The organism is Streptomyces sp. NPDC059524, assembly GCF_042749255.1.
GTDB lineage: Bacteria > Actinomycetota > Actinomycetes > Streptomycetales > Streptomycetaceae > Streptomyces > Streptomyces xanthii.
The window spans coordinates 1-6,305 of record NZ_JBHYTK010000109.1 but is presented as its reverse complement, the minus strand read 5'-3'; the positions used below and the strand labels follow the sequence as shown (position 1 = coordinate 6,305).

Here is a 6,305-nt window from a genome sequence, read left to right as displayed (position 1 = left end):
ACGACGGTTTCCCTTAACCTCGCCTCCGCGTATTGACCCCGGGGGGGCCCGGGCTGGCGGACGGCTGCCGGTCCACGCGGCCCCCCCCCGGCGGGGGGGGGCGCCTCTTCATGTCCGTACGGGGCGGTGGGCGGGCGCGGTCAGACCACCAGGCCGTTCAGCTTGCGCAGCGACTCGTTGAGCGCGGCCGTCGCGGAGTCCTTGAGCTTGCCCGCCATCAGCGAGACCGCCGCGCCCGTGAACTCCCCGTCGATGCGGACCGTCGTCGCCGACCCGTCCGGGGTGAGCGTGTAGCGCGTGCCGACGTTCACACCCATCGGGCCCTTGCCGCGGATCGCGAGGGTGCGGGCCTCCTCCAGGTCCTCGATGGTCCAGGTGACCTCGGCCGGGAAGCCCATCAGCTTCATGTTCTCCTCGAACTGCCCGCCGACCTCGAGCGAGGCCGGGCCGCCCTTGGGGAAGCTGGTGTGGGTGGCGTTCCACTCCCCGTACGCGGAGAAGTCGGTGAGCTGGGCCCACACCTTCTCGGCGGGCGCCTCGATGCGTGCTTCCGCGCTGACTTCGGCCATGAGGCCACCCCTTTGAGTCGAGAGCCCGACGGGCTGCGGTGTCGCGTCGTCGCGGAACGTAGCCGCGCGGCCTCGAACATTCAATACTGATGAACCGTCAGGAATTTACGGGTGCGGCCGCGCCCGGTCCGGGCTCAGCCCACGCGCTCGATCCGGGCCGCGTCGAAGAGGTCGTACGCGCGCGGATGCGGACCCTCGTCGTGACAGTGCCAGGCGTCCCAGAACAGGTCGGCGAGCAGCGCGTCGTCCGGGGCGTACACCCGGTACACGTACTGCCTGCCGTCGACGGCGGGCAGGGCCACGTGCCAGCACCTGCTCTCCATGCAAGAAACGACGATCCAGCGGTGCAAGCGGTTGCGCACCGGCAAGGCGGCGCGCTCCCCCTACGGCGAGAACGGCCGGATCTCATCCCTGAGGAGGAGGGCCGGACGGGCCGCGCCCACCTTGTGTCGGACGCGAAGATGCTTCCCGTCGGGGATGTTGCGGCGGATCGGGCCTGATGAGGTGAGGTACGTGCACAGTTCTCCCCCGTCCGGCACCGCCTCGTGCGGCCCTCTCGAAGACCGTCCCGTCGACGCCCCGCTCAGTGACGAGCTGATTCTGGCCGTCGCGGGAGCCCGACGGCGTGCGCTGCGCGACGGCGACCGGCAGATCGACACCGCGCACCTGCTGCACTCGCTCCTGGAGTCGGACCCCGCGGTGCGGGCGGTCTGCGGCGAGGGCGGGCAGCTCGCCCGGCTGCTCGGCTACCTCGTCCAGCGCAGCATCGGCTACGGGCTGCGCTGGCAGGGCTCGGTCGAGGACTCCGGCGCGGTGCCGGTGGTGCGCGGCGTCCCCGGCTGGTCCCCGCCGGCGACCGCCGCGATGTGCGCGGGCGCCGAGCGCGCGACCGCCCGGGACGGCGGTCCGGCCCGGGGACTCGACGTGCTCGCGGCGCTCGCCGGCGACCCGGACTGCCGCGCCGTGGAGGTGCTCGGCCGGGCCGGCATCGATGTCGGGGACCTGCGCCGGAGGCTGAACTGACGCTGCGCCGCAGGTCGTCGGCGTCCGTCCTGTGAGACAGGGGTCATCGGGGGTGACGGTCCTGACGCTGCCTGTCATGATGTGCCGGTGCATGGGTCAACTGAGTCTCAGGTCGGGCCGGGGACGAGCGCGCGCGGAATCGGTCTGGGCCTCGCCCTCGCCTCCGCGCTCGCGTTCGGCGGTTCGGGGGTGGCGGCCAAACCGCTGATCGAGGCGGGCCTCGATCCGCTCCACGTGGTGTGGCTGCGGGTCGCGGGCGCCGCGCTCGTCATGCTGCCCGTCGCCTGGCGGCACCGCGCACTGGTGCGCCGGCGCCCCGCGCTGCTCGCCGGGTTCGGTCTGCTCGCGGTCGCGGGCGTCCAGGCCTGCTACTTCGCGGCGATCTCCCGCATCCCCGTCGGCGTCGCCCTGCTCATCGAGTACCTGGCGCCCGCGCTCGTCCTCGGCTGGGTCCGCTTCGTCCAGCGCAAGCCCGTGACCCGGGCCGCCGCGCTCGGTGTCGTCCTCGCCGTCGGTGGCCTCGCCTGCGTCGTCGAGGTGTGGGCGGGGCTCAGCTTCGACGTTCTCGGTCTGCTCCTCGCGCTCGGCGCGGCCTGCTGTCAGGTCGGCTACTTCGTCCTGTCCGACCAGGGCAGCGACGCCGGCGAGGAGGCCCCCGACCCGCTCGGCGTCATCGCGTACGGGCTGCTGATCGGCGCCGCCGTGCTCACCGTCATCGCCCGGCCCTGGGGCATGGACTGGTCGCTGCTCGCCGGGGACGCCTCGATGAACGGCACCGCGGTGCCCGCCTGGCTGCTGCTCTGCTGGATCGTGCTGCTCGCCACCGTCGTCGCCTACGTCACCGGCGTCGTGTCCGTACGGCGGCTCTCCCCGCAGGTGGCCGGTGTCGTGGCCTGCCTGGAAGCGGTCATCGCGACCGTGCTCGCCTGGGTCATGCTCGGCGAACACCTCTCCGGGCCGCAGCTGTTCGGCGGGGCCGTGGTGCTCGTCGGCGCGTTCATCGCGCAGTCCTCCAAGCCGGCGGCGACCGAGCCGCCGCAGGTCACCGAGCCGGAAACCGCGTTGTCCCGGTCGGGGAGCGCCGTCTAGGGTGGCGATCATGCACGCACGCGCACTCGTTCTGCCGCCTCCGGCCGCGTAGGGCCCCGCGGGCGGGCGTCGATCCACGGAGCGGTCCGTGGGATCCGCCCGCCGAGGGCCCTGCGCGGGCAGTGAGCCGCACTTCTCCACGGGATCCGGTCGTCACCGGGATCCCGCGCCCGGCTGTTCCCGGGCGGGTCACGGCTGCCCGCGATCGACGGTCCGTGTCCCTGGTCCCGCGTCTTCCTCTCGGGGCCGCTCTCCGTGGAGTGCCACGTGTCGCAAGCCGTGCCGGGCAGTGCTGCCCGTTCCCTCACCTCGCTCGAATCCTCTGAACTCGCGTCCCCTGAACTCGCGTCCCGCGGACGCGCGTCCCTGGCACCCGCCGTGCCGGGATTCCCCTCCCTGTCCGTCGCCCGCGGCCTGATCTGCCTGGTCGTGGCGGGGCTGGCCTGGGGCACAGCGGGCGCCGCCGCCTCGCTCGTGTTCCGCCTCAGCGACCTGGGGCCCTCGGCCCTGTCGTTCTGGCGGTGCGCCGGCGGGCTGTTGCTGCTCCTCGCCGTACGGGTGCTGCGCCGCAGGCCCGCCCCCGTCTCCACGACCCCCGGACCGCGCGGCCGCAAGGCCGTCCGGATCCTCGTGCTCGGACTGGCCCTCGCCGTGTTCCAGACCGCCTACTTCGCGGCGGTGTCGGCGACCGGGCTCGCTGTCGCCACCGTTGTCACGCTCGGCGCGGGTCCCGTGCTCATCGCGGTCGGGGCACGCCTCGCGATGGGGGAGCGGCTGGGCCGGGGCGGCGTGCTCGCCGTGGGCGGCGCGCTGTGCGGGCTCGCCGTGCTCGTCCTCGGTTCGGGCGGCGCCGCCGTCCGCCCCGCCGGTGTCCTGTGGGCGCTGGCCTCGGCCTCCGGGTACGCCGTGATGACCCTGCTCACCCGCTGGTTCGGGCGGTCCGGGCGGGCCGGCGGCCAACTCGGCACGACCGTCGGCACCTTCGCCGTGTCGGCTCTCGCGCTGCTGCCGTTCGGCGCTGCCGAGGGACTCGTCCCGCACACCGGGAACGCGGGGGAGGTGCTCGCGCTGCTCCTGTACATCGCGTCGGTGCCGACGGCCCTCGCCTACGGGCTGTACTTCGCGGGTGCGGCCGTCGTACGGGCCGCCACGGTCTCCGTGATCATGCTGCTCGAACCGGTCGGCGCGGCCGTCATCGCCGTGACCCTGCTCGGCGAGCGCCTGACCGGGGCGACGGTGGCGGGCACCGCGGTGATGCTGGTGGCGGTCGTCGGGCTCGCGGCGGCGGAGTCCCGCGCCCCGGTCGGGGCCGAGTCCCGCACCCCCGTCCAAAAAGGTGGCTGATCCACCGATTTTCTGCTACTCGGGGTACACCGCCCTGACCTGCACCTTCTAAAAACGGTGTCAGTTCCGCTCCCGCTGGATGGAACACCGTGTGGTGCCGCGCCGCGTCGAGGCCCTGTGATGTCCGCTACATGTCGCCGGCGGCCGCCGGCGACGTGGCTCCCCATCACTCCGGCCCGAGCGGCGCGGTAGGGCGGTCACGGGCGGGTGGACCCGCCCCCGACCTCCGGCGGCGGATCTCCGTTCAGGCCATCCCGAAAGGATCCGACGATGGTCTCCTCCCCTCCGGGCGATCCGACCGCCGGCGCCGCGGGCGCCGACCGCGCCGCCGACGAACGATGGACGCCCCGCCTCATCGTGTCCCTGCTGTCGATCGTGCTCCTGCTGGAGATGCTCGCGATCAGCTACATCATGATCGCGACGGCCATGCCCTCCATCGCCCAGCACTACCGCACGACGCAGGGCGCCTGGCTGCTCACCGCGTTCCTGCTCGTGGGCGCGGTGGCGGCGCCGCTCGTCGGCAAGCTCGCCGACCTCCACGGCAAGCGCAGACTCCTGGTCGGCTGCATCGCGGTCTCGATCGCCGGGTCGCTCGTCTCGGCGGTCGCGCCCAGCTACGGGATCATGATCCTCGGCCGCGCGCTCACCGGGCTGCTCGTCCCGTGCCTGTTCCTCAGCTACTCGCTCATCCGTGACGTCTTCCCGCCCCGGACCGTCCCCCTCGCCGTCAGCATCGCGACCAGCGGCATGGGCATCATCGCCATCCCCGCCCCGTTCATCACCGGCTGGCTGATCGACGACTTCGGCTTCCGCAGCATCTTCTGGTTCTGGGTCATCGCCCTCGCCGTCCTGGGCGCGATGATCCTGCTGACCACGCAGGAGAGCGCGGTGCGCCTCCGCTCGCGCCTCGACCTCGTCGGCGCGCTGCTGCTCGGCGCGGGCATCGCGGGCATCCTCGTCGGCGTCAGCTTCGGCCCGGCCTGGGGCTGGACCGCCGGCTCGACCCTGGCCTATCTGATCGGCGGCGTCGTGCTCGTCGTCGCGTGGCTGGTCAGCTCCGGAGCGGTCCGCGAACCGCTCATCGACATCAAGGTGCTGCGCCGGCGCTCGGTGGCGTTCACCGTCACCGCCGCCGGATTCATGTACGGCGTCAGCGGCCTGTTCACGATGCTGCTGCCGATGCTGGTCATGACGCCGGCGGCCCTGGGTCTCGGATACGGCTTCGGGGTCGACGCCGAGGGCACCGCGGTCTTCCAGGCGCCGATCGGACTGTGCACCGTGGTCGGCGGCGTGCTCGTCGGCGTCCTGGTCGGGCGCAGGGCGCGGCCGCGCCTCATGATGGCCGCCGGCGGCGTCTCGGCGGGCCTGGGCTGCGCGCTCACCGCGTACGCGCACGACAGCCGGGGCCTGCTGATCCTGTTCTCGTGCCTGGTCGGTCTGGGCATGGGCCTCGGCTACGCGGCGGTCCCGAACCTGCTCATCGAGGCCGTGCCGCCGCAGTTGCAGGCCTCGACCGCGAGTATCGCGGGCGTGTTCCAGAGCGTGTTCCCCGCCGTCCTGCCGGTGATCGCCTTCACCGTCCTGAACAACTCGTACATCGCTCCGCTCTCGCCGGAGATCACGCGGGGCGCCGTGCTGTACACCAGCGACGGTTTCAAGGCCGCGTACCTGATCGCCGCGGGCGCCGCGGTGTGCTGTCTCTTCGCCGCGCTCGCCCTTCCGGCGCGCATCAGGCAGGTCGAGGTCCCGGTGCCGGAGCGGCCGGGGTCCGAGGCGGCGGCCGGTGAGCCCGGCGCCACCGTGGTCGCGTGACACCGGGGGCCGCGCCGGGCCGCTGACCGCGGCCGGCGGAGCGGCTCAGGCGGAGCGCCGTCGCCGCTGCTGGGCCAGGGCGGCGGCGTCGCCCGGAGCGCCGCGCTCCGCGAGGCCGGCCGCGATCCGGTCCTGGACCTCGTCCGGCTTGTGGCCCGCGTACTTGAACTTGGCGCGGACGCCGGTCACTTCGAGCCGCAGCCCGCGGATGCCCGGCAGCAGCCGCCCGTACGGGGCCTCGCCCGCGGCGGCCTCGGCGGACAGGCCGGGCGGCTGGAAGTGCGCCACCTGCCGGTTGAGCAGCGCCGCCTTCTCGTGCGGGGGGGGGGGAGTGAGAGGGGGCGGGGGGGCGGTCGGTCTCGCGCCTCCGGGCAGCGGCGCGCGCGCGCGCGCGCGCGGGCCCCACCCATTCCCTCACATCTGAGTGCCTTGCTGCTCTAGAACCTTAGAGGCTCAGAGCTGGCTGCC

Annotated in this window: 6 protein-coding genes and 1 pseudogene; 4 read left to right on the top strand and 3 right to left on the bottom strand. The window is 73.5% G+C overall.

Annotation, left to right across the window (positions count from 1 at the left end):
- Positions 1–140: 140 nt before the first annotated feature.
- Together ACFW9D_RS26365 and ACFW9D_RS26360 are read right to left on the bottom strand one after the other, a co-directional pair.
- Positions 141–569, bottom strand: a complete 429-nt coding sequence (locus ACFW9D_RS26365; protein WP_384625565.1) for an SRPBCC family protein — start codon at positions 567–569, stop codon at positions 141–143.
- A 134-nt stretch (positions 570–703) separates the two neighbouring features.
- Positions 704–892 carry a hypothetical protein gene (locus ACFW9D_RS26360; protein ID WP_188340127.1) on the bottom strand — a complete coding sequence of 63 codons (189 nt, stop codon included), beginning with the start codon at positions 890–892 and terminating at the stop codon, positions 704–706.
- Positions 893–1,082: 190 nt separating this feature from the next.
- Between ACFW9D_RS26360 and ACFW9D_RS26355 the strand changes: the two genes are divergently transcribed.
- The 4 genes from ACFW9D_RS26355 to ACFW9D_RS26340 all read left to right on the top strand — a co-directional run bounded on the left by ACFW9D_RS26355 (position 1,083) and on the right by ACFW9D_RS26340 (position 5,837).
- Positions 1,083–1,592, top strand: coding sequence for a Clp protease N-terminal domain-containing protein (locus tag ACFW9D_RS26355; protein WP_384625561.1), 510 nt, complete (start codon positions 1,083–1,085; stop codon positions 1,590–1,592).
- Positions 1,593–1,673: 81 nt separating this feature from the next.
- Positions 1,674–2,681 (top strand): DMT family transporter, encoded by a 1,008-nt coding sequence (locus ACFW9D_RS26350; protein ID WP_188340129.1) that lies wholly within the window; start codon positions 1,674–1,676, stop codon positions 2,679–2,681.
- Positions 2,682–3,047: 366 nt separating this feature from the next.
- Positions 3,048–4,025: a DMT family transporter gene (locus tag ACFW9D_RS26345; protein WP_384625599.1), complete on the top strand. Its 978-nt coding sequence runs from the start codon at positions 3,048–3,050 to the stop codon at positions 4,023–4,025.
- Positions 4,026–4,295: 270 nt separating this feature from the next.
- On the top strand, positions 4,296–5,837 hold the full coding sequence (locus ACFW9D_RS26340; RefSeq protein ID WP_384625557.1) for an MFS transporter: 1,542 nt from the start codon (positions 4,296–4,298) through the stop codon (positions 5,835–5,837).
- A gap of 45 nt (positions 5,838–5,882) precedes the next feature.
- Here the strand turns inward: ACFW9D_RS26340 and ACFW9D_RS26335 are convergent.
- Positions 5,883–6,158: pseudogene (locus ACFW9D_RS26335) on the bottom strand (FMN-binding negative transcriptional regulator); the annotation flags it as partial.
- Between the last annotated feature and the right edge of the window lie 147 nt (positions 6,159–6,305).